A 22545-nucleotide genomic window follows, 5' to 3' on the forward strand; every position below is an offset into this window, starting at 1 on the left:
GGTGGACGGCACATTTCATGTGCGCCGTCTGCGTGCAAGTCGTGGGATCGGTCGCTTGAACAGAAGTTTGCTGGGCTGCTTACGTAAAGACGTCGAGCTGTGTCACACTGCGTCCTTGGCTTGGGTCGGGAGGAACGAAGGACGGACGGGAGATGGACCATTTGGGTGGACGGCACATTTCATGTGCGCCGTCTGAGTACAAGTCGTGGGGTCGGTCGCTTGAACAGAAGTTTGCTGGGCTGCTTACGTAAAGACGTCGCGCTGTGTCACACTGCGTCCTGGGCTTGGGTCGGGAGGAACGAAGGACGGGCGGGAGATGGAACATTTGAGTGGACGGCACATTTCATGTGCACCGTCTGAGTACAAGTCGTAACGTTTGTGATTTGAATAGACATGATAATTTAAGGTTATGGTAAGTAATAAAGTTAAAAATAATTAAAGTATAAAGAGATAGGGAAGTGGCATCACTGTTGGTTTCAACATCAAAAGAATTTCGTTCGGGTTTTGTATCGGTTATAGGAAGGCCGAATGCGGGGAAATCTACTTTACTTAATCATTTATTGGGACAGAAAGTACTTATTATGTCCGATAAGCCTCAGACCACTCGGAATCGCATCCAGTGTATTTTGACGGAGGAACGGGGACAAATTGTCTTTTTGGATACTCCCGGAATCCATAAACCTAAACATAAGTTAGGGGAATACATGGTCGGAGCGGCGAAGGAATCCATTCGTGAGGTTGACGTTATCTTGTACATGGTGGATCTTTCTGCCGAATACGGCCCTGGTGAAGAGTTTATTATTCAAATGCTCAAGCAGACTAAGACCCCTTGTGTCTTGGTTTTGAATAAAGTGGATCTTTTGACTAAAGAGCAGTTGATGCGTAGAGTCCAGGAATTTTCTGCCTTTATGGATTTTAAGGCGATTGTTCCTATATCGGCAAAAACAGGGGAAAATACGGATGAATTATTGAATGTGATTTTTGGCCAGCTTTCTAAGGGTCCTATGTATTATCCGGAAGATGAAGTGACGGATCAGCCGGAGCGGTTTATCATGGCAGAACTTGTGCGTGAAAAAGTGCTTGAGTTGACGCATGATGAAATCCCGCATTCGATTGCGGTTGTCATCGAAGAGGTAGAGGAAAAGAAGACGTTGGTTAAAGTACGTGCTTTGATTGTGGTTGAGCGCGATTCTCAGAAAGGGATTATCATCGGGGCGGGTGGTAAACAACTCAAGGAGATTGGGAGCTTGGCTCGTCGAGATATTGAGGCTTTATTGGGGAGTCCTGTGTTTTTGGAACTTTGGGTAAAGGTCAAGAAAGATTGGCGTAATCGAGTGGATAGTTTGCGTAATTACGGATATGGAAAGGAACGAGGATAAAGTATGATAAATCTTGCAGGGATGACGGATCACACGTTGTTGAAACCACAAGCTACGGAAAAGGATATTGTGGCGCTTTGTCATGAGGCTCAGCAACATAGGTTTGCTACGGTTTGTGTAAACCCGACCTATGTGCAGATGGCGGCAAAGCTTTTACATGGCACGGGGATTGGCATTTCTGCTGTTGTGGGTTTTCCTTTGGGGGCGACGTTCACGGAAGTGAAGGTTCAGGAAGTATTTATGGTTAAAGCTCATGGGGGCAAAGAAGTTGATATGGTGATGAATGTCGGGTGGGCAAAATCCGGTAATTGGGAAGCGGTCGAGCGGGATATTTTTCGTGTAGTCGAAGCTGCTCATTGGGTCGGGCTGCTCATCAAGGTAATCATTGAGACGTGTTTGCTCACGGAAGACGAGAAGAAAATGGCTGCTGAAATTGTCAAACGTTCGGGAGCTGATTATATTAAGACTTCGACTGGCTTTGCTGGAGGTGGAGCCACTGTCCAAGATGTGCGTAACTTAAAAGCCTGGGTCGGGGATGATGTGAAAGTTAAGGCTTCGGGTGGAGTGAGGACTAAGGAGTTTGCACTTGAGCTTGTGGAGGCCGGGGCGGAACGTCTGGGCACAAGCGCGGTCCTTGTATAACACAGCGCTCAGTGCTTACGACGCAGAGCAACTAACCGTTCAAGCGACTGGCTTTGGGGAGCGGGGTTCCCGCCAAAAGCGCCATCCGACGGCCAAGGATGGCCTAGTGTCCCTGTAGCCAAGGATGGCGAGAAGGGACCTTGGCGCATTGGCGGCAGTGCACGTCCTGTGCACTGCCCCGTGTTTGGGTCAGGTCGCTTGAACGGAAGTTTGCTAGGCTACTTACGTAAAGACGTCGCGCTCGTGTTATACTGCGTCCTGGGCTTGGGACGTGGAACGTAATGTGTCGGGTGGACGGCACATTTCATGTGCACCGTCCTGAATTTGGGCTCGATCGTGTTTCCTTCGCTGTTGAACGGGGCAAAGCTAAATGAATAGTCAAATTATAAATTTCATAAAATAGAAAGGGTGAGTGCGTGGCGGTTTACCATGCGGACGCGTTAGTGATACGTAGCCGAGAATTTGGGGAGTCGGATCGGGTGCTCACCCTTTTTTCCCGTGAGATGGGAAAGCTTCAGGCGGTGGCGAAAGGGGTGCGCAAACCTAAAAGTCGCCAGAGGGCTGGGGTTCAGCTGTTTACATATGCGGACTTTTTGATTCATCGTGGGAAAACGTTGGATACGGTGAGCCAGTGTAGTCCTAAGGAAAGCTTCGCGCATCTTTGGAATGATCTTGATCGGTCGTTCTCGGCTACGGGGATTGCTGAGCTTTTAGATATTTCGACAATTCCGGGTCAGCCTAATGGGGAGCTTTTTGCACTTACGTTGACTTGCTTTTTTTTAATGGAACATTTTGATCCTTCTCTTGTTCTTGCTGCTTACGCGTTGCGGTTAATGACGCTGTTGGGATACCAGCCGCGTTTGGGGGTATGTGCGGAGTGTGGGAGAGATGTAAATGGTGATCGTTTGTTTTTTAGTGCTGACGCGGGTGGTACGCTTTGTGGGAATTGTCGGGAAAATTATTCTGGACGATGGGTTCGAGCGGGTAGTCTTGCGTTTATGCGTCAGTTGATACGGGCGGATATTACTAAAATCGATCGTTTACGTTGGAATACTTGGATGAGACAAGAAATTTTGGAGACACTAAGGCTTTATCTGGAGCATAAGTTCGAGCGGCCGCTTAAATCTTGGAGAATGGGAATTTTGACTTCGGATGACTTGGGATGACATATTAACGGAAAGGATGAGGATGAATTTGAGTGAACCGTTATGGACAGAACTTGAAAAGCTGGATGTTTTGCGCGAACGTATGGGTATCGGATATGAAGAGGCTCGCAAGGCTTTGAGTCTCGCTCAGGGCGATGTGGTAAAGGCTTTGGACGATTTAGAGAAGGCGCGAAATGAGAAAGACATGGATTGGAATTTCGCAGATCAAGGTCAGGGAATTTGGAACGGTGTTAAATCTACAGTGACAAATTTGAGCCACACTACGGTCAGTCTCAAACGACATGACAATACGATTGTGAGCCTTTCAGCTCCTTTAGGTTTGGCCCTGGCGTACACAATTTGGCGGAAGCCTGGTTTGCGAATGCTGGCTCTGATGGGTGCGGTGGGGGCGGCTATCAACCACTTTGAGCTTGAAGTATCTTCAAAAGCTGAGTATCCTTATAATGACGATGCTTTTAATTTTGACACGGACAGAGTGGGGAAACCACTTTAAAAGTGATTCTCAACGATAATCTTTCAAAAAATTCTCTACTTGGAATGTCTTAAATCTAACGTATCCCAGTGTATTCTGCGAGGAGAGATTCTAAATTGGCCACTTTGTCCGCAACCTTGGGGCTTCTCGTTTGACACAACATTATCCTCAACATATAATAGTGTGTAAACGAGACGTTTATTTTCAAAGAGTGCGCATTGTGGAATGCGTTAATTCTTACAAATCAATACCTTTATAATGCAATGATGGGAAAGAAGTCTGTGAATCCTCTCTTATAGCGAGTTCGGGTGGGTGGAAGCCGAATGAGAGAAGCGGATGGGGCATCTTTGAGCATAAAAACGAAGGGGACCCTGAGTTAGGGGTCAAACAGGGTGGAACCGCGGGAACAAGTTCTCGTCCCTGTAGCTTAAATGCTACGGGGGCGAGAGCTTTTTTGCTGTTTCAACAAAGTTCTGTTAGAGATAGTAATAGCGCTCTATCTCATAATTTATCTCTCAGTCCAATGAGTAAAACGTCAATAATAAAAACTTAGGAGGCTAACTATGAAGTTTCAAGACATAATCCTTACCCTTAACCAGTTTTGGGGAGAACAAGGGTGTATTATTGCCCAACCTTATGACATGGAAAAAGGGGCTGGAACGATGAACCCAGCGACGTTTTTGCGTGCCCTTGGACCAGAGCCTTGGAATGTGGCTTATGTTGAGCCGTCACGCCGACCAACGGATGGGAGGTATGGGGAAAATCCCAATCGTTTACAGCACTATTTCCAATACCAAGTCATCCTCAAGCCCTCCCCAGACAATGTGCAGGAACTTTACTTGCAAAGTCTGGAGCGTTTAGGCATTAATCCGAAGGAACATGATATCCGTTTTGTGGAAGATAACTGGGAGTCTCCTACGATGGGTGCGTGGGGGCTTGGCTGGGAAGTTTGGTTGGATGGAATGGAAGTGACTCAGTTTACGTATTTTCAACAGTGTGGGGGTATCGACTGCAAACCAGTTTGTGCTGAGATAACGTATGGGCTGGAGCGTCTGACAACGTATATCCAGAACAAAGACAGCGTTTATGACATCGAGTGGGTTGGGGATACCACTTATGGTGATATTTATCTTCAAAACGAAATTGACTACTCGCATTATAATTTTGAAGTGGCTGATATTGAAGCCTTACAGACCTGGTTTGACATGTATGAACGCGAGGCGAAGCGCGTCGTGGAAAAGGGCTTGGTACTTCCAGCCTATGACTATGTTTTAAAGTGCTCTCATACCTTTAACCTTTTGGATGCTCGCGGGGCCATCAGTGTTACAGAACGGACAAACTACATTGCCCGCGTGCGTGTGCTCGCTCGTCTTTGTGCCCAAGCTTATGTGGAGCAGCGGGAGAGATTAGGTTTCCCGTTATTAAAGTCAAATTCTGTGAAAGAGGTGGAGTAAGATGGCGAACGATTTTTTACTTGAACTTGGAACGGAGGAAATCCCCGCTAAATTCTCCCCCAGTACAATGACCCAATTGGAAGAACTAGCTCGTAAACGGTTCGCTGAGCTGCGCTTAACTTATGCAGATGTAACAATCTACGCAACTCCTCGCCGTTTCGCGCTTTTGGTAACGGGGCTCGAGGAGAAGCAAGAGGATTTATTGGAAGAGGTTAAAGGACCGGCTGTAAAAGCCGCCTATGATGCGAATGGGGCCCCAACAAAGGCTGCTCAAGGCTTTGCCAGAGGGCAGGGCGTTGCGGTGGAAGAACTTTTTGTCCAAGAGGTTAATAATGTTCCCTATGTGTTTGCCCGTAAATCGGAGGCTGGGCTTGAGACACTGTCACTTCTCCCTCAGCTGGCGCGGGATCTTATAAGTTCTCTTCACTTTCCCAAACCTATGCGCTGGGGAGACCTGGATTTCCGTTTTGCACGTCCTATTCGCTGGATTGTGGCACTTTACGGGACAGAGGTTGTATCGTTTGAATTTGTCGGGCTTGAGTCTGGACGTATCTCGCGCGGGCATCGCACGCTGACAACGGAACCTGTCGTTTTGAGTCAACCGTCCGACTATCGTGAGGCCCTGCGTAAAGCTTATGTGATCGTTGATCCGGAAGAGCGAAAGAGAGAAATCCAAGCTCAAATTAAACTCCTCGCTGAGAAGGTCGGTGGCGAGGTGCCCGAAGATGAAGAACTCCTGGGCGAAGTCATTCATCTTGTCGAGTATCCGACAGCGTTACTGGGCGAAGTGGCGGACCGCTACATGCACTTGCCAGAGGCAGTCATTACAACTCCCATGAGGGAACATCAACGGTACTTCCCAGTGCGAGGCAAAGATGGAAAACTCTTGCCCTACTTTATTACGGTCCGCAATGGAAATGACTTCGCGATAGACACAGTGAAAGCTGGCAATGAAAAAGTGTTGAAAGCTCGCTTAGAAGACGCTGCTTTTTATTATCGGGAGGACCAAAAGGTTCCCTTGGCAGACCTGGTTGCCAAGTTAGGAAAAATCGTCTATCACGAGAAATTAGGGACGGTTGAACAGAGGGTAGAACGCTTGCGTGGTTTGTCCAGCTTTATGGCAGATAGGTTGGAGTTGGGGAAAACTAAACGAGAAGAAATCGATCGGACGGCCTACTTGGCGAAGGCTGATCTTGTAACCTTGATGGTCAGTGATTTCCCAGAACTGCAAGGGATTATGGGAGCGGACTACGCTAGGGCCAGTGGAGAGAAACCTGAGGTTTGTTATGGAATACTCGAACATTATCAACCCCGCTTTGCAGGGGATGCCTTACCCGTTTCTGAGGCAGGGCGTGTGGTCAGCATTGCCGATAAACTAGATGCAATTGTTGGAGCGTTTAGTATTGGGATTCAGCCCACAGGGTCTCAGGATCCTTATGCACTAAGGCGTCAGGCACAGGGGATCGTTGCTATCCTCTTAGACTCTAAATGGGACCTCTCTTTAACGGACCTCTTACGTGAGTCTTATCGTCATTTCGCCGAGCAGGGAACTTCACCCTTGCCAATCGATGACATCTTGCCTTTGTTGCAGGATTTCTTTCAACAAAGGCTGCGTTTTGTTCTTCAGGAACAAGGTCTGCGCTATGATACGGTTGTTGCCGCCTTAGCTCAGGGAAGCGATCAATTTAATCGTGCGGCGGAGAGGGCTCGAGTACTTTCTGTAAAACGTGAAGAAGAATCCTTCGTGCCTTATGCTCAAGCCTATACTCGTTGCTTTAACTTGACTAAAAAAGAACCTGTGCAAGCCTTAGATCCAGCCTTGTTGGTCGATGCGACAGAAATAGCCCTTTCGGAAGGGATCAAGTTGCGCCAAGAGCGGTTTGATGATGCCCTCGCCAGAGGGAATTACGAGGATGCCTATAAGCTCGCAGGGGAACTTGTAACTCAGATAGAGGCTCTCTTCCAAGCTGTGATGATTATGGTGGAAGATGAGAACTTGAAAAGAACCCGTCTGGCATTACTGAGTCAATGTGTAAAAATGCTCGGGTGCTTGGGAGATTTAAGTGTCTTGGCATAATTCAAACTACAATCCTCGACAATGTTATTGATTAAAATATATGTTCACTATCTAGTAAAGAAATAACGTTATGTGATATAATTGGCCGTGTAAAACTCGATTGGTATGTCACAATTAAGGTGATAGTAACATTAAGAGGTGAAATGGGTTGGAATGGACGGAACGTCAACAGCGTATAGTGGAGATAGTGAAAGCCTCAGGTTCCATCACTGGTGAAAAGATTGCGGCACAGCTGAATTTGACGCGAGCCACTCTCCGCCCGGATTTAACCATTTTGACGATGTCCGGGGTCCTAGAAGCCAGGCCGCGCGTCGGGTATTCTTATCGCGAAAATCTCGCACCTTCCCCGATCATGGAACGTGTACTTCAGCTTCGGGTTTGCGCGTTTAAGTCAATGCCGGTTACCATCCTAGAAAGCGCAAGTATCTACGAAGCAACGGTTGCCATGTTCACGCAAAACGTAGGGAGCCTGACGGTTGTCGGAGCAGAGCGCATTCTTTTGGGGATGATCTCCCGCAAAGATATTATGAAAGCTTCTTTAGGGAAAACTGATCTACAACAAGTTCCCGTGGGTGTAATCATGACTCGCATGCCTAACATCTATATGACGACCCCGGATGAACCCGTGTTTAGTGCGGCCAAAAAGTTAGTACAGCATCAGGTCGACAGTTTGCCGGTAGTAGAGGGGTACATCGATGAGAACGGGGAAGAGTGCTATGAGGTCGTGGGGAGATTTACCAAGACTAATGTCACAAAACTCTTTGTAGAAATATCTGAATCGAGGATGTAGTTGTCCTTGATGGACTTGTATGAATTCGGAGGTGAAGACGTGGACGTGACGACGCAAATGCCTGTAATTTATGTTATTTCAGATGCACTCGGAGAGACGGCTGAGTTTGTTGCCCGGGCGGCGGCGGCACAATTTATTGGCGTGAAGACTCGGATTCGTCGGGTTCCTTACGTACGAGATGAAACTCATCTGGAAGATATTATGGAAGAAGCCTTGGCCGAACAAGCCATTTTGGTTTATACTTTGGTACTTAAGGGGCTTAGAGACACCTTGGAGAAAAAGGCCCTCGAAAAGGGGCTCATAGCCATAGATATTTTGGGTCCGCTGATTGGTTCTCTTAGTGACCAAACTGGTTTGGAGCCAACCCATACGCCGAACATTATCCATCGTCTGGATGAACAGTATTTCCGTAAAGTAGAGGCAATCGAATTTGCCGTTAAATATGATGACGGTAAGGATTCTCGCGGGGTTCTTTATGCCGACGTTGTTCTCATAGGGGTTTCTCGCACATCAAAAACTCCCCTTAGTATGTACTTAGCCCATAAAGGTCTCAAAGCTGCAAATATTCCGTTAGTTCCGGAGGTCAATCCCCCTGAGGAACTATTTAGTATTTCCCCACGGAAAGTAATCGGTTTAACATTAAGGCCTGAATTGCTTAACCAGATCCGTACAGAGCGCTTAAAAACCCTTGGCTTGGGTGCCACTGCGGATTATGCGAACCTGGAGCGAATTATGCGAGAGCTGGAGTATGCTCGAAGTATTATGAAACGTATTGGCTGTCCGATCGTCGACGCTACCGGCAAAGCAGTTGAAGAGACTGCGAGCATTGTGTTAGAAATATTATTTAAGGGGGAGCGAAATGGCTAAGAAGTATGTTTACTTATTCCGGGAAGGAAAGGCTTCCATGCGTGACTTATTGGGGGGAAAAGGGGCAAATTTGGCGGAAATGACCCAAATTGGTTTGCCTGTGCCTCCAGGATTTACGATTACTACTGAAGCGTGCAATGAGTATTATAGCATCGGCGAAAATGTTCCAGAAGGGACTTGGGAACAGGTCTGGCCGGCTTTGACTGAGGTTGAGGCAAGTACGGGTAAACTTTTTGGCGATAAGAAAAATCCATTGCTCGTTTCTGTTCGATCCGGTGCGAAGTTCTCGATGCCCGGTATGATGGACACCGTTCTCAACCTTGGATTAAATGACGATACTGTAGAAGCCTTAGCTGCTAATACGCAAAATGAACGTTTTGCTTGGGATTGTTACCGGCGCTTTATCCAAATGTTTGGAGATGTCGTCTTAGAAGTAGAACATTACGTCTTTGAGCAAATTTTAGAGATCGCTAAGGAGAAGCAAGGGGTCCGCTACGACTCTGAACTCTCCCCTGAGAGCCTCAAATGGATGGTCAGTGAGTACAAGAAAAAGATTCAGCGTCATACCGGTAAACCCTTCCCTATGGATCCGAGAGTCCAATTAGAGCTTGCGGTTTTAGCAGTTTTCCGTTCTTGGAACAATGATCGTGCCAATGTCTATCGTAGAATTAATAATATTCCTCATGACATTGGAACGGCGGTGAACGTGCAGTCCATGGTCTTCGGAAATATGGGTTCTGACTCGGGAACTGGTGTGGCTTTCACTCGTAATCCATCCACTGGCGAAAGTGCCCTCTATGGTGAATATTTGATGAATGCTCAAGGGGAAGACGTGGTTGCTGGGATTCGGACTCCAAATCCCATTGCCACCTTGGCACAGGAAAACTTAGATATTTACAATCAATTTGTCGATATTTCCAAACGTTTAGAGTCCCATTATCGGGATATGCAGGATATTGAGTTTACGATCGAACGTGGCAAGCTCTATATGCTCCAAACTCGAAATGGAAAACGAACCGCTTCGGCGGCCATTCGTGTGGCTGTTGAACTTTTCCATGAAGGCGTCATTACGAAAGAAGAAGCTATCATGCGAATCGAACCGGAACAGTTAGAACACTTATTACATCGCCGCATGGATTCAGATGCTAAGCTTCAAGTACTAGCAAAAGGGCTTCCAGCCTCACCGGGTGCTGCGTCTGGAAGGATTGTCTTTAGTGCAGAAGAAGCGGAACGGTTAGGAGATGCCGGTGAGAAAGTTATTCTAATTCGTACGGAGACCACACCAGATGATATCCGTGGCATCTTGGCTGCTCAAGGAATCTTAACCAGTCGTGGTGGTATGACGAGTCATGCTGCTGTTGTTTCCCGTCATATGGGAAAACCGGCTGTCTGTGGGTGTGATGCCTTAAAGATCGACTATGGTCAGGGTTTGGTGGTCATAGAAGGCGTGGAGTATTCGCAAGGAACTGTTCTCTCCATCGACGGATCCACCGGACGGGTCATTAAAGGCGAAGTGATGATGGTGGACCCAGAACTGAGTGAAGAATTTAAAGAGTTCTTGGGTTGGGCCGATGAAATCGCTCGACTCAAGGTGATGGCCAATGCCGATACACCAACGGAAGCGTCTAATGCTAGGGGTTACGGAGCGGTCGGAATCGGGTTGACTCGGACTGAGCATATGTTTATGGACCCTGCGCGTATTCCGATCGTTCAAGCGATGATCCTTGCGCAAACTCTTGAAGAGCGCGAAGACGCTTTGGCAAAGCTGCTACCCATGCAAGAAGAAGACTTTTATGGCATTTTAAAGGCGATGCAGGGACTCTCTGTGACTATTCGACTCTTGGATCCACCGCTGCACGAGTTTCTGCCCCACTCCGAAGAATTGATTGTGGAGATCACGAAACTCAAAATAACTCAAAAAGACCCTGTGAACCTACATGAAAAAGAGGCGTTGCTACGTAAAGTTCGGGCACTTTCTGAGCTTAATCCGATGCTTGGACATCGCGGTTGCCGCCTAGGCGTTTCCTTTCCTGAAATCACGGTCATGCAAGCACGAGCAATTTTCCAAGCAAGTGCGCGGTTGTTAAAAGAAGGGCTTGATATCCATCCGGAAGTTATGATCCCGTTAACTATGGGAAAAGAAGAATTCATTATGATGCGTAAGCTTGTGGATGATACCGCGCAAGACGTGATGAAAGAACAAGCTATTCAAATAAATTATAAAGTTGGAACGATGATTGAGGTCCCGCGTGCTGCTCTTTTGGCGGACGAGATCGGAAAAGTAGCCGACTTCTTCTCCTTTGGCACGAATGACCTTACTCAGATGACGATGGGCTTGTCTCGAGATGATGCTCAGGGCAAATTCCTCCCAGTCTATCTGGAAAAAAACCTCATGAAAACAGATCCTTTCGTCGTGCTTGATCGCGATGGGGTAGGTAAGCTCATCGGCATAGGGGTAAACCTTGGCCGGAGTACAAATCCGGACCTTCACTTAGGGATCTGTGGTGAGCACGGTGGGGAGCCTAACTCTGTGGAGTTCTGTCACATTGTTGGACTGGATTATGTCTCCTGCTCTCCATTCCGCGTACCTATTGCACGGCTGGCCGCAGCCCAGGCTGTGGTAAAGAATAAAGACCAATCGAAGTAAGGTTTATAGAGCCTGATCAGAAGCAGTAAAGCCTTGTGCATAAAGGGTTTGATGGTTTTAGTGTAGAATAATAGGGTGCTATCTCTTAGTGTTAAGAGTAGCACCCTATTATTATTAAAATATGGTATTATGGAACATAAAAGTAAAAGTGGAGTCCTTTAGCTGGCGATGCATTGGACGAAACAAGTCGTCGGAATTCTTTCCCAAAAGACTTGACATAGGGTGAACTCGAGAGTTTATATTATTAATGAAGGTGCAAATTTTGGGTTATTTTTGCATGTTTAATATTGATAAAATCTTTGTCCAAGCTATTAACATTGTCCGCAACCAGAAAATTCGATTCGTGCCGGCAGTTGGTCATCATAGAGGGATTTTCTGCTGTCAAGAAAAGGAGGTGCAGCTGTGCTTCGCATAGCAGTTTGTGATGACCTGCCGGATCAGCTTGAAGCCATGGCCACATACATAAACGATTTTATCGAACTTAACGCTCATGATGCCGAGGTTCGCCAGTTTGAACATCCTGATGGATTGCTGACGGCTTGCGAAAGGGAGCGGTTCCATATTTACATCCTGGATATTGTAATGCCGATGATTAATGGGATTGAGGCCGGCAGGGAGATTCGCCGGCTGGATCGGGAAGGGCAAATCATCTACGCCACCACCGAGCCGTCCTTTGCGCTGGAAGCCTTTTCTGCCACCCCCATTAACTATCTTCTAAAGCCTGTGGACAAAGAGCGACTTTTTCAAACTCTGGAGCTTGCCATTTCCAAGGTGAATACCGGCGAAGAGAACATCATTACCATCAAAACCAAGGACGGCCTTCGCGTGGTGAAGTTATCCTCCATCATTTTCTGCGAATATGTGAAGCATACCGTTCTCTATACTCTGATGGGAGGAGAGAGGCTGACCACCCGCACCATCCCGGAGAGCTTTGCCGAGCATGTTCGTCCGCTCCTTGCTGATGGGCGTTTTCTTCAGCCCCATAGTTCGTTTGTGTTGAACATGAGCCGGGTAGAAGGGTTTTCAAAGGATGGGTTCGTGATGCGAGGCGGAACGGTAATCCCGATTCCTGCCAAGCAATACCCGGCAGTGAGAGACACCTATATGGACTACCTCCTCTCCAGGGAGGGATGTCCATGAGCACTTTGCTTCCCGATTTTTTACGCGGTACGGTAACTGACATCATGAACATCCTGTTGATGCTCACGCTGCTTCAGCCAAAGTATGGTAAAAAAGTAACAGGTCTTGGGATGGCAGGCATTTTGACCGTCAATTTGCTTGTGAACGGATTCGGTTACCTTACCGGGAACCTCACGTTGCTGGCCAAGCTGGACTTTATTTTATGGATAGTCATTTGCTTTGGGGCACGGCCCTTGTTCCGGGACAGCTTTATGCAGTGGCTGTTTAGCGTCCTCACCGTGTGGAGCCTCAGCCTGTCCGTTATGGTGCTTAGTTTCTCTCTTTCTCGGTTGATGCCCTATCCCATGTATGCGAATACACTGGTGCGGCTGGTTCTGTATGCCGGGATTTTATTCCTGTTGCACCGGTATGTCCGCCCCTTGTATCGGCAAATAGTGGAGTCTTGGCATGTGTTTTTTTACGTGGCGGTAGCTCTTACAGCTACCCTATCCTATTATTTTGTCAGCGGGGAGGATGTCGTCCGCACCCTCACCGAACAGGCGGTGCCGATCCATCTTCTAGTTCTCGTTACAGTGGCGGTCTATGTATCCATCGTCTTTTCCCTTAAAACCCTTTCTCGCGAGTATGCCCTGCGGGAGGAAAACCTGAGGATGCAAAACAATCAGGAGCTGTTGCACGTGTCGGCTTCCGCTATGGCAGATCGAATCAAGCTATTGGATGCGTCCCGTCAGCAAAGCTGTATTGCCGAACATGACCGCCGCCATTTCAACCACACCCTACAAGAGCTGTTGGAGCAGCATAAAACCGAGGACGCCATTGCCTTTCTCAAGCAGCAGGTCGGTGCGGTACCGGCTAAAGTGAGAAATTACTGCGAAAATACGGCGGTTAATGCCGCTGTGTGCTATTATGCGGGGCTAGCGGAGGACAAAGGTATCACCACTGATATGAGTCTGGATATCCCCAACGCCCTGTCGGTGGATTCGCTGGAGCTGGCCATGGTGATTTCCAATCTGATAGAAAATGCTATTCAAGCCTGTGAAGGCGTGGAAAAAGACAGAGAGAGGACGATCCGGTTCATCTGCCGTCAGGTAGGAAGGCTCGCCCTGGAGATCAGCAACCCCTCCGACGGTTCCGCCGCTCTTGACGAAAAGGGACACCCGATCGCTAAGGAGAACGGCCACGGCGCAGGCACCAAAAGCGTGCTTGCCTTTGTCGAGAAATATGATGGGGAGATCCTGTATCAGATCGCCGACGATATTTTCCGGGTGCGTATGCTGGTATAACATACCGGACTTTGTGTTTGTCTATCGCTTTTTAAAATAAAATAGTTTCTTAAGCGCTTTTTGAGCATAAAAACGAGTCTTTTGAGAAAAGAGGCTCGTTTTTTGTTTTCATATGGTACGTTTTCACTGTAAAGCTTAGAGCCAGAAAGGTCGTGAACGGTTATGGCAGAGCCAAGAAACAGAAGGGATAAAGACGCGCCCCTGACTGCACCCAACGCGGAAGGAAACGTCTGGCCCAAGCAACGCTGCCCAGCCTTTGAACCCAGGGAAGGCGCTGCAGCAGGTCTGTGTCAATGCTGGTACTGCCGTTATGCGGACTTTCATTTGGATAAACCCAGGGCGCTGGAGGTGGGCATCTGCTACTGGCCTAAAAAGATCATGAAATGAGGACAGACAGCGACCCGACCATCGAAATCAGCCAAAACCTTAATGCCAAAGGCAGTGCAATCACCATTCCAAGATGCAGAATGAATCGAGAGGAGAGATTGAGCGTGAAACAAAACACAGGTCGTAAATTTTTAACGGTACTATTATCCCTCCTGATGATAGTAAACATGTTCGTCGGCCCGGTGTATGCCAATCAGGAGACAAACAAGGTGTGGGACGGCACACCCCTTACCGCCGATCCGGCGTACGCTTACAGCGGCGGCACCGGTGCGGCTGAAACGGACCCTTACCTGATCGCCAACAGCTACGATCTGGCCATGCTGGCGGCTAACGTCAATGCCGGCGGCAACTACAGCAAAGGGAAATTCTTTAAAATGACGGCGGATATCGTCCTCAACGACACACTCACCGGCAGCCCCAAGAAGTGGACGCCGATCGGAAAAAAATGGTCACTTGATTCCAACACGGCGTTTAAAGGCAGTTTTGACGGTAACGGGTATACTGTCAAGGGTGTATATACCATAATCGACTACTCTTCCGATGACTTAACAGGCTTGTTCGGATTCATCTCGGGCGAAAACGAGTACACCCCGGGCGCCACCGTGAAAAACGTGGGAATCATCGGCAGCTCCATTAGCGGCCGATCCAATGTAGGTGGCATAGTAGGACTCAGCTATAACAACAGCAGTGTGGAAAACTGTTATAATGACAGCCCAGTCACTGGAGGAGCCCTTTATGTCGGTGGCATAGTAGGATACAGCAGACTAAGCTGGGTGAAAAACTGTTACAACACCGGTGACGTTATTGGCAGCACGGGCGTCGGCGGTTTGGTGGGCGGCGGTCTTCAAGGCCGTGTGAAAAACTGTTACAACACCGGTGACGTTATTGGTAGCGGCTTTGACGTCGGCGGCGTGGGGGGCGAGTTTACCGGCGGAAGTGTAGAGAATTGCTACAATACCGGCAATGTTTCAGGCGAAAATTATGTAGGCGGTGTGGTGGGTTTACCCGGACCCCGGGCAACTTATACCACGGTGCAATACAACGTTTCACTGGGGCAGACGGTAACGGTAACCGGCAGCACCACGGACCAGTATTGTGGCCGAATCGTAAGTTCTAATGATTATACTTATTATCCCGAGAACAACGTCTGCTTTAATTATGCCCATAAAGATTTGAAAATTAGCGTAAAAGGCCATGAACACATTGTCACCACAAGCTGGTCAAATGATAGAGATGGGGTAAGTATAGATACACCTCAGGCTTGGGACAAGTGGTTCATGAACGACACCGAGGTATGGAATTTCCCCCAAGGCAATGATCTCAACGCTTGGACAGTCCTCCCAACATTAAAGCCTTATTTGCCAGTCGGACCAGCCGTAAACGGTGTTACAAGGGATGATGCCACAAACACAATGACAGGTATGACAGCAGCCATGGAATTCTCAACGGATGGGATAACCTGGACAGCATATAATGAAACAACACCGAACCTCCCTGATCTGACAGGAACAGTGGCTTTACAGGTAAGAGTGGCAAAAACTGCAACTAATCCTGCCGGAGCACCGACCACCTTCAACTTTACAGTTCCAACTTTATCCAGCATAGCGATTACCACCCCAGCGACTAAAACAGTGTACAAAATCGGAGAGAGTTTAGACATCACCGGTCTGGTCGTAACGGGAACCTACAGTGACAAGAGTACAAAAACAGAAACCATAACCTCCGATAACGTAAGCGGGTTTAATAGTTCATGGGAAGCCACTCAGACACTGACAGTGACAGTCGGTGGCAAGAATGTAAAGTATACAATAGCTGTAGTCAAAGCAGACGGACCAGCCGTAACCGGTGTTACAATGGATGATGCCGCAAACACATTGACAGGTATGACAGAAGCCATGGAATTCTCAACGGATGGGATAACCTGGACAGCATATACAGTATATAATTATAGATGGCCGAACCTCCCTGATCTGACAGGAACAGTGGCTTTACAGGTAAGAGTGGCAAAAACAGCAACCCATGCTGCCGGAGCAGCGACCACCTTCAACTTTACAGCATCAACTTTATCCAGCATAGCGATTACCACCCCAGCGACAAAAACAGCGTACGAAATCGGAGAGAGTTTAGACATCACCGGCCTGGTAGTAACGGGAACCTACAGTGACAAGAGTACAAAAACAGAAACCATAACCTCCGCCAACGTAAGCGGGTTTAATAGTTCGGCGGTGGCGGCCACTCAGACACTGACAGTGACAGTCGGTGGCAAGACAGCAACGTATACAATAGCTGTAGTCAAAGTAGACAACCCCACCGACTGGGACGGCAACCCCCTTACCGCCAATCCCAAGTACACATACAGCGGCGGCACCGGTACGGCTGAAACGGACCCTTACCAGATTGCCAACAGCTACGATCTGGCCATGCTGGCAGCTAACGTCAATGCCGGCGGCAACTACAGCCAAGGAAAGTTCTTCAAACTGACGGCGGATATCGTCCTCAACAATGCCCTCACCGGCAGCCCCAAGGCCTGGACGCCGATCGGAGTATACGCATTAAATGATTCCAGCAGGGCGTTTAAAGGCAGTTTTAACGGGGGCGGGCATACCATCAAGGGCGTGTATATCAGCAACTCCCTTGACAATCAAGGCCTGTTCGGATACATCTCGGGTGCCACCGTGAAAAACGTGGGTGTCATCGACGGCTCCATCAGCGGCAAAATTTATGTCGGTGGCATAGTAGGATGCAGCACCGGCAGCAGTGTGGAAAACTGTTATAATACCAGCCCGGTCGCTGGCATTGGCTATGTCGGCGGCGTCGTGGGCGGAGGTAACACTGGTAATCTTGTGAAAAACTGTTATAACACCGGTGCCGTTACCGGTACTATTACCGATCAGCCTAATGCCGGAACCGGCATCGGCGGCGTGGCGGGCATTTACACCGGCGGAAGTGTAGAGAATTGCTACAATACCGGCAAAGTTTCAGGTGCAAGCCCAGTGGGCGGTGTAGTGGGCATACTCCAGGGCGGCGGCGCGGTGAAAAACGGCGTCTCACTGGGGGAGACGGTAAACGGCACAAGCCCTGTCGGCCGAGTCATAAGCGGTCTAGGCAATGGCGGCACAGTCAGCGCTTCTTATGCCCGTAAAGATATGAAAATAGGCGCCAGCGGCAGTGAAGCCATTGTCACCGGCGGCGCAGCCGACAACCAAAACGGCGCGGATCTGACCGTAAGCGCGGCCACGCCCCAGGCATGGGGCACCTGGTTTAGCGATACCGCAGCCTGGGATATCACTGGCGTAGGGAACCTGGTGGGAGGGGCTAACCTGCCCATCCTGAAAAATTTTAGCGCCGGGCAGAACCCCACCCTACCTGGGTCCATACAAGCCGGTACCTACACCTTAACCGTAAACCTAAATGGTGGTAATAGCGGCATAACAGGAGGAAATTACGCCGCCGGTTCAGTGGTTGCGATCAACGCCGGAACGAAAGCCAGTTACACCTTTAGCGGCTGGACAACCTCAAATGGCGGTACATTTGAAAACGCTACCCTTACAAACACAAACTTTACCATGCCCTCAGAACCGACAACGATTACGGCAACATGGACCTCCGATTCCCCCGTTCGCACGTTCAACATTAGTGACGGCGCTATAAAAGTAGAAAATGGCTCAACAGTGGGTAAGCTCAAAGTGACCTACGAAACCGGTCAAATAGAAGATAACATTGACAGTGGAGATATGTTGAAAATTATCCAGACAACCGCAAGTACAGCAACAACAAACACCATTGTCGTGAATACGTCAGGTGACAAAACCGTCAATATTACCCTAAGTGACGTGAACATTGACGTATCGGCAACAAGTAATAGCTGTGCCTTTGAGATTCAGGATAATTCTGTAGTCAATCTGACCCTGACAGGCAGCAACACACTAAAAAGTGGCGTGGATAAAAATGTAACTGGCAAGAATAAAGCAGGCTTGCAGGTGCAGACAAAGGGAGGAAAAACGGCAACCTTAACCATAGACGGCACAGGAACACTTGATGTCACCGGTGGCGGGCTTGGTGCAGGCATTGGCGGCGGTGAAGGCGGAAGTGCAGGCGTTATCACCATAAATGGCGGAACGATAACAGCCAGAAGTGTAGATGGTGCAGGCATTGGAAGCGGCTATGGTAATAATGATCCAGGTGGCGTTATCACCATAACTGGTGGAACTGTAACAGCCACAGCCACAGGTTGTGGTGCGGGCATTGGCGGTGGCGATTGCAATGTCAATGGTTGCACCATCAACATCACGGGTGGAGTTATTACGGCTACAGGTGGTGATAATGGTGGCGCGGGCATAGGCAGCGGTAGAGAAAGTGGCACAGGCAAAGACAAACCAGGCACGATCACCATCAGTGGTACAGCTAAGGTGACAGCCACTGGTGGTCAAGATGCGGCAGGCATTGGCGGTGGCGTAGGCACCTATGATTTTAATCTTAATAAACTCGTTGGCCTCGGCGCTGGCCCCATCAACATCAGCGGTGGAACAGTAATCGCTAAAGGTGGTATATTTGGAGCAGGTATTGGCGGTGGCAATGCTGGTGCGGGTGGCGAGATTACCATCAGTGGTGGAAATGTCACAGCCACAGGCGGCCCAATTGGTGGTGCAGGAATTGGTGGCGGCAAGGACGGCAAAGGCGGCACCATTAAGATTGACCAAGGAGCAATGGTAATTGCAAGTGCTTATATGTCAATGGACACAAAAAATGCCATAGACGATACGGATGGCCTGATCGAGGCAAGTGCAGGAGGCAAAACTGTTGCCAACATCTTGATGGCAAACTACACTGCCCCTGTTGCCTCTAAAACAACGACCACGGTGAAGAATGGTGCAACTAAAGTCGCTGCATTTGCACCAACCTCGCCGTATCAATCGATCGCTTTTACCGTGCCGGCAGGCAGCTATACGTTGTACAAGGGAGCAATCCCGCAAACTCACAGCGATCCAGAAAAACAGATATTTGAGGTAAGCGCGCTAGGGCTGAATATCTTTAGCAACGTAAAGGACGATAGCAGCCTACCACCTGAACCCCAAACCTACACCGTAAGTGGCACAATCAAGGACACGAACAACAACCCAGTATCTGGTGCAACCGTAACCTTGACGGATTCCAAAGACAGTAGCAAGACGTACACCGGTACAACAGATGCCGATGGCAACTACAGCATACCCAGCGTACCCGACGCAAGCTATACCGTTACCGTAAGCAAAGGCAGCGAAACCCTCGGTAGCGGCAGCGTAACGGTGAAGGGCAGCGATGTATCCGGTGACAGTGGAAATATAACCGTAACGCCACCAACACCGCAAACGACGCCAACCCACACCGTAAGCGGCACAATTAAGGACACGAACAGCAACCCGGTATCCGGTGCAACCGTAACCTTGACGGATCCCAAAGACAGTAGCAAGACGTACACCGGTATAACAGATGCCGATGGCAACTACAGCATACCCAGCGTACCCGACGCAAGCTATACCGTTTCCATAACCAAAGGCAGCGAAACCCTCGGCAGCAGCAGCGTTACGGTGAATGGTAGTAATGTATCCGGTGACAGTGGAAATATAACCGTAACGCCACCGACACCGACACCGCCAACGACTCCAACCTACACCGTAAGCGGCACAATCAAGGACACGAACAGCAACCCGGTATCCGGTGCAACCGTAACCTTGACGGATCCAAAAGACAGTAGCAAGACGTACACAGGTACAACAGACGCCGATGGCAACTACAGCATACCCAGCGTACCAGACGAAAGCTATACAGTTTCCGTAACCAAAGGCAGCGAAACCCTCGGTAGCGGCAGCGTAACGGTGAATGGTAGTAATGTATCCGGTGACAGTGGAAATATAACCGTAACGCCACCAACACCGCAAACGACTCCAACCTACACCATAACCTTTAATTCAAACGGTGGAAGTAATGTTAGGGCCATGATCGAAACTTACGGCACAGCTATAATTCTCCCAACCCCCACAAAAGCAGGCTATAACTTTGTCGGCTGGTATAGGGACAGCAGCTTTGCAACCTCGTATCTTGCCACCACAATGGGCGCGGAAAATATAACCCTTCACGCCAAGTGGGAGCAACTCACCTACGAAGTCAGCGGTAATATCAAGGATGAAGATAACGCCAATGTAGACAGTGCGACAGTAAAGCTGATGGCAGGTAGTCGACAAGTTGCCCAAACAACCACCGACGCTAACGGCGTTTTCAGCATCAGCGGAATTCCAAGCGGGATCTATAACTTGGTAATCAGCAAAGGCACCGACCAAATTATAACCTTAACCATCACAGTTTCAGGTAATACTACAACTGGGTCGGTTACATTGCCAAAGGGTAATAAAAATAGTGTCGTAGAGGTTAAGTCCGGTACTCCAGATATAATTGTGGATAAACTCAACGACTTCTTTGCTAGCAATCAATTTACTCAGGATGATAGCAATGTTATCGACGCCGGCGGAACAGTTGAGATTAGGCTAATCGTTGAGCAAAGGATTGAAAGTGGCGACAATGCCGCTGAAAATGCGCAGAGCATTATAGCTGCAGCAGGAAGCGGAAAAGAAATCGGGATTTTTCTGAATTTAAGCTTAAGCAAAATTATAACACCGACTCCCGGTGGTACAGCAGAACAGCCAATTCCAATAACGGAGCTAGATCATCCATTAATCATTGACATACCCCTTCCTACTGAGCTGCAAGGCAAGAACAATTATGTAGTATATCGTTATCATGGTACAGAGGTTCAAACCATCACTCAAACAAACTCCGATGCTGAGTATATTGAGTTAAGCGCTGATGGTAAGTCTATAACGCTCCACGCGAAAAAATTCTCTACCTATGCTATAGGATACACAGCGGCTTCAACACCAAGCAGAGGCGGTGGTAGTGGTGGAGGCACAGCCGCTGCACTGTCCATTACAACCGACAGCAACACAGGTGGAAAGGTTACCATCAGCAGCGATCAAAAGACCGCTACAATTACACCTGAGGAAGGCTATATAATTTTCGATGTACTGGTGGATGGCAAGAGCGTTGGCGCAATTGCGGCATATACCTTTACAGACAGCGAAAACCACAAAATAAGAGCACTTTTCGCTGAAAAAACAGGCGTAAAAAGACTCGCAGGAGTAAATCGAGTGGACACCGCTTTGGAAATCGCCAAAGCTGCTAACGCCGGTAAAGTAAGCAATGTTATTCTGGCCACAGCCGAAAACTATCCGGATTCTCTGGCAGGAAGCGTCCTAGCCGGCAAGTATAATGCGCCGATCCTGCTCGTAGGAACGGAAGCGGATGATCAACAAAAGGTACTTGATTACGTGCAATCCAATCTTGAAACTACAGGAACAATTTATATTCTAGGCGGCTACGCCGCGGTAAGCCAAGACATCGAGAGTAGAATTAAAGCTCTGGGATTCGGCAATATCATCAGGCTCGGTGGCAAAGACCGCTATGAAACATCAGCCATTATTGCCGCGCACATGGTAAAGGACAATGATGGAACGCCTATCGTCATCACCACCGGTGAAGATTACCCCGATGCCCTATCGATCAGCAGTATAGCCTCCCGCTATCAGTATCCGATCTTGTTGACCGCTAAAAATGAATTAAGCAGCGCCGTTAAACAAAAAATCCAAGATATTAAGCCCAGCAAGATCTATCTGATCGGTCTCGAAGGTTCAATCAACCAATCCGTCGAGGAAGAAATACTGCAAACTACTGCATTAGCCAAAGATAGTATCATCCGAATAGGAGGAGCGGATCGCTTTGAGACATCCCTCGCGATAGCCAGACACTTTAAGCCGACCGGCAACTACGTCTGCATCGCCACCGGCAATAACTTCCCGGACGCCCTATCCGGCAGCCTCTATGCTGCTCGGATGAATGCGCCTATACTCCTTGTGGATGAAACGATCTCAGATCAAATGACGAGCTATTTCAAGGAAGAGGGCATTAAGGGTGCGACAATTTTCGGAGGGGAGGCTGTCGTCGGTAAGAAAATATTTGAGGAACTGACGAATTTAGTTAAACCGTAAAATGCAGTAAGGCCAAAAATAAGCTAAACAATAATACAAAAGCCAGAAAGCGTCACGTGATATGCTCGCCTTATGGTAAACAGTTTACGCTGACAAAGAATTTCTATAGTTTAATCGTGTTGAATTATTAGAAGTGTTCCATAATGCGAAAAAACGTCGATTG

The 22545-nt window shown here is 48.4% G+C and carries 20 protein-coding genes; 15 read left to right on the plus strand and 5 right to left on the minus strand.

Annotated elements, in window-relative coordinates; genetic code table 11:
* Nucleotide 1 precedes the first annotated feature (1 nt).
* The 14 genes from E4K68_RS20350 to E4K68_RS10245 all read left to right on the plus strand — a co-directional run bounded on the left by E4K68_RS20350 (nt 2) and on the right by E4K68_RS10245 (nt 13917).
* Complete coding sequence (locus tag E4K68_RS20350) at nt 2-196, plus strand: hypothetical protein (RefSeq protein ID WP_158291403.1); 195 nt, start codon at nt 2-4, stop codon at nt 194-196.
* The gene (locus E4K68_RS10190; RefSeq protein ID WP_206751205.1) at nt 166-360 is read left to right on the plus strand and encodes a hypothetical protein; all 195 of its coding nucleotides are present in this window, start codon (nt 166-168) and stop codon (nt 358-360) included. Before E4K68_RS20350 ends, E4K68_RS10190 begins: the two co-directional genes overlap by 31 nt.
* A gap of 110 nt (nt 361-470) precedes the next feature.
* On the plus strand, nt 471-1379 hold the full coding sequence (gene era, locus E4K68_RS10195) for a GTPase Era (protein WP_135379081.1): 909 nt from the start codon (nt 471-473) through the stop codon (nt 1377-1379).
* Nucleotides 1380-1382: 3 nt separating this feature from the next.
* Nucleotides 1383-2021, plus strand: a complete 639-nt coding sequence (gene deoC / locus E4K68_RS10200) for a deoxyribose-phosphate aldolase (protein WP_199241741.1) — start codon at nt 1383-1385, stop codon at nt 2019-2021.
* Entirely contained in the window at nt 2014-2139 is a 126-nt protein-coding gene (locus tag E4K68_RS21415; RefSeq protein WP_282432979.1) for a hypothetical protein, read from the plus strand. The genes deoC and E4K68_RS21415 overlap by 8 nt, the downstream gene beginning before the upstream one ends.
* Before the next feature lie 298 nt (nt 2140-2437).
* Nucleotides 2438-3187 carry a DNA repair protein RecO gene (recO, locus tag E4K68_RS10205; protein ID WP_135378830.1) on the plus strand — a complete coding sequence of 250 codons (750 nt, stop codon included), beginning with the start codon at nt 2438-2440 and terminating at the stop codon, nt 3185-3187.
* Nucleotides 3188-3209: 22 nt separating this feature from the next.
* On the plus strand, nt 3210-3680 hold the full coding sequence (locus tag E4K68_RS10210) for a DUF4342 domain-containing protein (RefSeq protein WP_348982855.1): 471 nt from the start codon (nt 3210-3212) through the stop codon (nt 3678-3680).
* A 542-nt stretch (nt 3681-4222) separates the two neighbouring features.
* A complete protein-coding gene (gene glyQ / locus E4K68_RS10215; protein WP_135378832.1) occupies nt 4223-5113 on the plus strand; it encodes a glycine--tRNA ligase subunit alpha in 891 nt (296 codons plus the stop codon).
* A gap of 1 nt (nt 5114) precedes the next feature.
* Nucleotides 5115-7190 (plus strand): glycine--tRNA ligase subunit beta, encoded by a 2076-nt coding sequence (gene glyS / locus E4K68_RS10220; protein WP_135378833.1) that lies wholly within the window; start codon nt 5115-5117, stop codon nt 7188-7190.
* 148 nt (nt 7191-7338) lie between these two features.
* Nucleotides 7339-7980, plus strand: a complete 642-nt coding sequence (locus E4K68_RS10225) for a helix-turn-helix transcriptional regulator (protein WP_135378834.1) — start codon at nt 7339-7341, stop codon at nt 7978-7980.
* Nucleotides 7981-8025: 45 nt separating this feature from the next.
* Nucleotides 8026-8847 carry a pyruvate, water dikinase regulatory protein gene (locus E4K68_RS10230; RefSeq protein ID WP_135379083.1) on the plus strand — a complete coding sequence of 274 codons (822 nt, stop codon included), beginning with the start codon at nt 8026-8028 and terminating at the stop codon, nt 8845-8847.
* Nucleotides 8840-11494: a pyruvate, phosphate dikinase gene (gene ppdK / locus E4K68_RS10235; RefSeq protein WP_135378835.1), complete on the plus strand. Its 2655-nt coding sequence runs from the start codon at nt 8840-8842 to the stop codon at nt 11492-11494. Before E4K68_RS10230 ends, ppdK begins: the two co-directional genes overlap by 8 nt.
* 402 nt (nt 11495-11896) lie before the next feature.
* Nucleotides 11897-12634: a LytTR family DNA-binding domain-containing protein gene (locus E4K68_RS10240; protein ID WP_135378836.1), complete on the plus strand. Its 738-nt coding sequence runs from the start codon at nt 11897-11899 to the stop codon at nt 12632-12634.
* Nucleotides 12631-13917: a GHKL domain-containing protein gene (locus E4K68_RS10245; protein ID WP_135378837.1), complete on the plus strand. Its 1287-nt coding sequence runs from the start codon at nt 12631-12633 to the stop codon at nt 13915-13917. Before E4K68_RS10240 ends, E4K68_RS10245 begins: the two co-directional genes overlap by 4 nt.
* Before the next feature lie 359 nt (nt 13918-14276).
* Here the strand turns inward: E4K68_RS10245 and E4K68_RS21045 are convergent, their stop codons facing one another.
* From E4K68_RS21045 to E4K68_RS21060, 5 genes are all read right to left on the minus strand, one after another.
* Entirely contained in the window at nt 14277-14417 is a 141-nt protein-coding gene (locus E4K68_RS21045) for a hypothetical protein (RefSeq protein ID WP_243450327.1), read from the minus strand.
* Nucleotides 14418-15658: 1241 nt separating this feature from the next.
* Nucleotides 15659-15907, minus strand: coding sequence for a hypothetical protein (locus E4K68_RS21050; protein WP_243450328.1), 249 nt, complete (start codon nt 15905-15907; stop codon nt 15659-15661).
* 159 nt (nt 15908-16066) lie between these two features.
* Nucleotides 16067-16201 carry a hypothetical protein gene (locus E4K68_RS21420; protein ID WP_282432980.1) on the minus strand — a complete coding sequence of 45 codons (135 nt, stop codon included), beginning with the start codon at nt 16199-16201 and terminating at the stop codon, nt 16067-16069.
* Nucleotides 16202-16249: 48 nt separating this feature from the next.
* Nucleotides 16250-16435, minus strand: a complete 186-nt coding sequence (locus E4K68_RS21055) for a hypothetical protein (protein WP_243450329.1) — start codon at nt 16433-16435, stop codon at nt 16250-16252.
* A complete protein-coding gene (locus tag E4K68_RS21060) occupies nt 16428-16766 on the minus strand; it encodes a hypothetical protein (RefSeq protein WP_243450330.1) in 339 nt (112 codons plus the stop codon). Before E4K68_RS21060 ends, E4K68_RS21055 begins: the two co-directional genes overlap by 8 nt.
* Here E4K68_RS21060 and E4K68_RS21065 point away from each other — a divergent pair.
* On the plus strand, nt 16725-22382 hold the full coding sequence (locus E4K68_RS21065) for a cell wall-binding repeat-containing protein (protein WP_348982858.1): 5658 nt from the start codon (nt 16725-16727) through the stop codon (nt 22380-22382). The two genes, E4K68_RS21060 and E4K68_RS21065, sit on opposite strands and share 42 nt — an antisense overlap.
* Nucleotides 22383-22545: the final 163 nt, after the last annotated feature.

The sequence above is a fragment of the Desulfosporosinus sp. Sb-LF genome, from assembly GCF_004766055.1.
Lineage (GTDB): Bacteria > Bacillota > Desulfitobacteriia > Desulfitobacteriales > Desulfitobacteriaceae > Desulfosporosinus.

What these genes read in the sequence shown, in the direction of transcription:
- deoC (WP_199241741.1), top strand. Translation starts at nt 1,383, where the DNA reads ATGATAAATCTTGCAGGGATGACGGATCACACGTTGTTGAAACCACAA.
- E4K68_RS10210 (WP_348982855.1), top strand. Translation starts at nt 3,210, where the DNA reads ATGAATTTGAGTGAACCGTTATGGACAGAACTTGAAAAGCTGGATGTT.
- glyQ (WP_135378832.1), top strand. Translation starts at nt 4,223, where the DNA reads ATGAAGTTTCAAGACATAATCCTTACCCTTAACCAGTTTTGGGGAGAA.
- glyS (WP_135378833.1), top strand. Translation starts at nt 5,115, where the DNA reads ATGGCGAACGATTTTTTACTTGAACTTGGAACGGAGGAAATCCCCGCT.
- ppdK (WP_135378835.1), top strand. Translation starts at nt 8,840, where the DNA reads ATGGCTAAGAAGTATGTTTACTTATTCCGGGAAGGAAAGGCTTCCATG.
- E4K68_RS10245 (WP_135378837.1), top strand. Translation starts at nt 12,631, where the DNA reads ATGAGCACTTTGCTTCCCGATTTTTTACGCGGTACGGTAACTGACATC.
- E4K68_RS21050 (WP_243450328.1), bottom strand. Translation starts at nt 15,907, where the DNA reads ATGCTGGATAAAGTTGGAACTGTAAAGTTGAAGGTGGTCGGTGCTCCG.
- E4K68_RS21420 (WP_282432980.1), bottom strand. Translation starts at nt 16,201, where the DNA reads ATGGCTTCTGTCATACCTGTCAATGTGTTTGCGGCATCATCCATTGTA.
- E4K68_RS21055 (WP_243450329.1), bottom strand. Translation starts at nt 16,435, where the DNA reads ATGTCTAAACTCTCTCCGATTTCGTACGCTGTTTTTGTCGCTGGGGTG.
- E4K68_RS21065 (WP_348982858.1), top strand. Translation starts at nt 16,725, where the DNA reads ATGCTGGCAGCTAACGTCAATGCCGGCGGCAACTACAGCCAAGGAAAG.